Source organism: Streptomyces recifensis (assembly GCF_002154615.1).
In the GTDB taxonomy this organism is placed as follows: domain Bacteria; phylum Actinomycetota; class Actinomycetes; order Streptomycetales; family Streptomycetaceae; genus Streptomyces; species Streptomyces griseoluteus.
Window position 1 is genome coordinate 1 of sequence record NZ_MUNH01000484.1, and the last position, 4,822, is coordinate 4,822.

The window sequence follows — 4,822 nt, forward strand, 5'->3', positions numbered from 1 at the left end:
GCGCTGCTCGCCGCCGGACACGTCACCGTGGTCGGCTCCGGACAGTCCGGCGCCGAGGTCTTCCTCGACCTGCTCCGCCACCGCCCGGCCGGACGCGAACACCTGCACTGGATCGGCCGCACCGCCGCCTTCGCGCCCATGGAGTACTCCAAGCTCGGCCTGGAACACTTCACCCCCGACCACACCCGCTACTTCCACGCCCTCGCCGAGCCCGTACGCGACCGGCTCGTCGCCGCCCAGTGGCAGCTCCACAAGGCCGTCGACGCCGGCACCCTCGCCGCCATCCACGACGAGCTGTACCGGCGCACCCTCGACGGCGGCTGGCCCGACGCCGTCCTCACCCCCGGCGTCCAGGTCCGCACCGCCGGACGCCTCGGCACCGGACAGGTCGAACTCCACCTGGAACACCTCGACCAGGGCAGCCGCACCCGCCTCGCCACCGACGCCGTCGTCCTCGCCACCGGCTACCGCATGCGCCCGCTCGACGGCCTCCTCGCCGGGCTCGACCCCCACCTGCGCCGCGACAGCGCCGGACGCCCCCTGATCGACGACGAGTTCCGGCTCGTCCTCGACCCCGCCGTCAGCGGCCGCGTCCACGTCCAGAACGCCGAACTGCACACCCACGGCGTCGGCGCCCCCGACCTCGGACTCGCCGCCTGGCGCAGCGCCACCATCCTCAACTCCCTGACCGGCAAGGAGCAGTACCCGCTCCCCGCCCGGACCGCCTTCACCACCTTCGGCCTGCACCCGCAACGCCGAAGCCCCGGCGACGGCACGGCCCACCGGGCCCGCACCGCCACCGGGGCTCCACCCCGATCGACCTACTAGAACACCGGCGTGCCCGCCCGCGTCAGCCTCCAGTCCACCGACGCGAAGTCCTCCGGGTCCAGCACACCCTTCGCGGTCACCCACTCCGCGATCCGGGTCCGGATCTCCGTCGACTCCGACCACAGCTCCTTCGCCGACGCCACGTACGGGAACGCGCCGCCGCCGTTGGCCCGGTAGTTGTTCACCGCGAACACGAACCGGGCCGCGTCGTCCAGCGGAGCCCCGCCGAAGGTGAGGTTCTTGATCCGCGACCCGGCGGGCTGCGCGATGTCGATGTCGTACGACAGCCCCGACACGTAGTCGTAGTTGTAGTCGGGGCGGTCGGCCGCGTTCGTCAGCTTGTCCACGTCCACCGGCGCGCCCGGCGCGGTCTGCACGTAGTACTGCGCCGAGAACTCCAGGTACGCCCGCACCTGCGCGCCCGTCAGCAGCTTCGCCACCAGCGTGTTGTCGTACACGTACAGACCCGACAGGTCCCGGATGGTGACGTCGCCCGCCGGGATCTCACTCGTCCGGGAGAACGGCGACGCCTGCGCCAGCACCGGCAGCGAGGCGTACTCGGTGCCCGCCAGCGCGGCCTTGACCACGTCCTCCTGCACCTTGGTGATCAGATCGATGATCGGGGCGTCCTTGTACCGCGCCTCCACCGTGGTCAGCGTCTCGGTCGCCCGGCCCACCACCTGGTTGACGTACTTCACCACCTTCGCGTGCTCCGTGGAGAGCAGCTTGGTGATCCTCGGGTCGTCCGCCACCGTCCGCGAGTCCCTGAGGGACGCCTTCACCGACTCCACCTGCCAGCGGCCCCGCGTGAAGACCAGCTCGAAGTCGAACAGGGTCAGCCGCTCCGCGAAGCACAGCGGCTCCGACAGCACGACCGTCCTCCCCGACTTCTCGTTGACGACCCGGAGCTCCGGAATCTCCTGGTGCGCGTGCCCGACCAGGATCGCGTCGATCCCCGGCACCTGCCGGGCCACGTTCGCCGCCGCGTTCTCCACGTACGGCACCTGGTCACCGTAGGACGACGTGCCCGAGGTGCCCGAGTGCGCCGAGACCACCACGATGTCCGCGCCCATCGACCTCAGCCTCGGCACCCACTTCGCGGCCTGCTCCTCGAGCCCCTCGAAGGCCAGCTTGCCCTGCACGAACGCCTTGTCCCAGATGGCGATGCCGGGGTTGGTCAGACCCAGCACGGCGACCTTCACCGGCGGCGCGCCCGGCACGTGGAACCGCTTCATGTAGTACGGCGCGAACGCCGGCTTCAGCGTCTTGGCGTCCACCGCGTTGGCACCCAGGAGCGGGAAGTCGAGCTGGTGCTCGAAGCGGCGCAGTGTCTCGATGCCGTAGTTGAACTCGTGGTTGCCCAGCGCCGCCGCGTCGTACCCGATCGCGTTCATCGCCTTCGCCATCGGGTGCACCGGGCCGCCCTCGGCGGTGATCGGGTCCACCTTGGCGTAGTAGTACGTCAGCGGGGTGCCCTGGATGGTGTCGCCCGCGTCCAGCAGCAGGGTGTTGCGGCGCCCCTTCTCCTCGCGGACCTGGTTCACCAGCGTCGAGATCCGGGCCAGGCCCTGGGCGTTGCCCGCCGCGTCCTTGTAGTCCGCGTTCTTGAAGTAGTCCCAGTTGAAGACGTGGCCGTGCAGGTCGGTGGTGCCCATGACCGTCAGCGCGTACCGCTTCTCGTGGTGCCCGTGAGGCGCCGGGGCGGCTTCGGCCGCCCGGGCCGCCGGGGCGCCCGCCCCGCCCGCGATCGCCACGCCCGCCCCGGTGACGGCGGACTGCTTCAGGAACTTCCGGCGGTCGAACGGCATCTCTCGGTCTCCTCGGCAAGGGGTCGACAACGCGCGTAGATTGTGGCCCGACCATGACAGGTCGCAACAGACCCCCCAGGTTGCGATCCGGTGACCGATTTCCGTCAACTCCCCCCGCCGGTACGCCGGACACATGACACAGTGGGACGTATGACCCCTGAGGCGAACCCCGCGTACGGCACCGCCGACGCCCCGCTCCTCGCCGTCCGGGGCGAGGCCGAGTTCCAGACCGAGGCCGAGATCGCCCGCATCGGCGTCACCGTCACCGCACGCGGCCGCGACCGCCGCGCCACCCTCGACGACCTGGGCCGCCGCAACACCGCCGCGCTCGACGTCCTGAAGTCCTACGGCGACGCGGTGCCCGGGCTCACCACCGGCTCCCTCGGTGTCACCCCCGAACTCAGCGAACGCGGCCGCGGCGAGCGGGTGCGCAGCCACCAGGGAGTCGTCCGCATCGACGCCGAGATCACCGACTTCGCCGTCCTCGGCGAACTCACCGCCCGGCTGGCCGAGTTGGAGCTGACCGAGCTGGAGGGCCCCTCGTGGTCGCTGCGCCCCGACTCCCCGGCCCACGCCGAGGCCCGCCGCCGCGCCGTCGCCGACGCCCTCCAGCGGGCCCGCGAGTACGCCGACGCGCTCGGGACATCCCTCGCCGCGCTGACCGAACTCGCCGACACCGGGGCCGACCGGCCGCGCAACGTCTCCTCCTTCGGGCGGGCCGCCCGTCGGGCCGACGGGGCGGAATCCGCCCAGCCGTTCGATCTCCAGCCCGCGCAATTGTGGGTCTCCGCGCAGGTCACCGCGCGCTTCACGCTGGTGCCGCCCCGGCTTTAGCGGCGCCCTCGGACAAAAGAACGCTCGCGCGAAAAACATCGCTCATAGGAGCGGCTCATCGCACAATTCAACACTTGTCAATAACCCTTTCCCCAATGGTTGTTGAGTGGCCATGGCGCCCGAATTCTCTACCCGTCGGTAAGCCATAGGCTCGACCCATGCGCCGAGCAAAGATCGTCTGCACCCTGGGGCCCGCCACCGACTCGTACGACCAGATCAAGGCACTGGTCGAGGCCGGAATGGACGTCGCCCGGTTCAACCTCAGCCACGGCACCCACGCCGAACACGAGGCGCGTTACCAGCGCGTTCGCGAGGCCGCCGACGAGACCGGCCGCAGTGTCGGAATCCTCGCCGATCTTCAAGGTCCGAAGATCCGGCTCGGTACCTTCGCCGAAGGGCCCGTACTCCTCGAACGCGACGACACCTTCACCATCACCGTCGAAGAAGGCGTCCAGGGCGACCGCCACCAGTGCGGCACCACCTACGCCGGTCTCGCGGAGGACGTCCGGCCCGGTGAGCGCGTGCTCGTCGACGACGGCCGGGTCTGCCTGGAGGTCACCGGGGTGGACGGCCCCCGCGTGCGCACCCGCGTGGTGGAGGGCGGCGTGATCTCCGACCACAAGGGGATCAACCTCCCCGGTGTCGCCGTCTCCGTCCCCGCCCTGTCCAAGAAGGACCAGGACGACCTGCGCTGGGCGCTGCGCACCGGCTTCGACGTCGTCGCCCTCTCCTTCGTCCGCAGCGGGCGCGACGCCGCCGAGGTGCACCGGATCATGGCGGAGGAGGGGCGCCGGCTGCCCGTCATCGCGAAGGTGGAGAAGCCGCAGGCCGTGGAGAACATCGAGGACGTCGTCGCCGCCTTCGACGGGCTCATGGTCGCCCGGGGCGACCTCGGGGTCGAGCTGCCGCTGGAGCAGGTGCCGATCGTGCAGAAACGCGCCGTCAAGCTCGCCAAGCGCAACGCCAAGCCGGTCATCGTCGCCACCCAGATGCTCGACTCGATGATCGACAGCGCCCGGCCGACCCGCGCGGAAGCCTCCGACGTGGCCAACGCGGTCCTCGACGGCGCGGACGCGGTGATGCTGTCCGCCGAGACCAGCGTGGGGCGCTACGCCGTCGAGGCCGTGTGCACCATGGCGAAGATCGTCGCGGCCGCGGAGGAGGAGATGCTGGCGAAGGGGCTGCCGCCGCTGACCGAGCGGAACAAGCCGCGCACCCAGGGAGGGGCCGTGGCGCGGGCGGCCGCCGAAATGGGGGACTTCCTCGGGGCGCGCTTCCTCGTCGCCTTCACCCAGTCCGGCGACACCGCCCGCCGCCTCTCCCGCTACCGCTCACCCATCCCCGTCCTCGCC

4 protein-coding genes are annotated in these 4,822 nt (G+C 71.1%); 3 read left to right on the forward strand and 1 reads right to left on the reverse strand.

All coding sequences use genetic code 11. From position 1 onward, the window contains the following. Positions 1-828: SidA/IucD/PvdA family monooxygenase (locus CCN33_RS23465; RefSeq protein ID WP_167387925.1), on the forward strand; the 828-nt coding region annotated here is incomplete at its 5' end. On the opposite strand, the gene CCN33_RS23470 is transcribed toward CCN33_RS23465, so the two are convergent. Then, positions 825-2,636: a bifunctional metallophosphatase/5'-nucleotidase gene (locus CCN33_RS23470; RefSeq protein ID WP_086695491.1), complete on the reverse strand. Its 1,812-nt coding sequence runs from the start codon at positions 2,634-2,636 to the stop codon at positions 825-827. The genes CCN33_RS23465 and CCN33_RS23470 overlap by 4 nt on opposite strands. A 150-nt stretch (positions 2,637-2,786) precedes the next feature. On the opposite strand from CCN33_RS23470, the gene CCN33_RS23475 reads away from it, so the two are divergent. Both CCN33_RS23475 and pyk read left to right on the forward strand, forming a co-directional pair. After that, entirely contained in the window at positions 2,787-3,470 is a 684-nt protein-coding gene (locus tag CCN33_RS23475) for an SIMPL domain-containing protein (RefSeq protein WP_086695492.1), read from the forward strand. A 158-nt stretch (positions 3,471-3,628) separates the two neighbouring features. Next, positions 3,629-4,822: pyruvate kinase (gene pyk / locus CCN33_RS23480; RefSeq protein WP_086695493.1), on the forward strand; the 1,194-nt coding region annotated here is incomplete at its 3' end.

What these genes read in the sequence shown, in the direction of transcription:
- CCN33_RS23475 (WP_086695492.1), top strand. Translation starts at nt 2,787, where the DNA reads ATGACCCCTGAGGCGAACCCCGCGTACGGCACCGCCGACGCCCCGCTC.
- CCN33_RS23470 (WP_086695491.1), bottom strand. Translation starts at nt 2,636, where the DNA reads ATGCCGTTCGACCGCCGGAAGTTCCTGAAGCAGTCCGCCGTCACCGGG.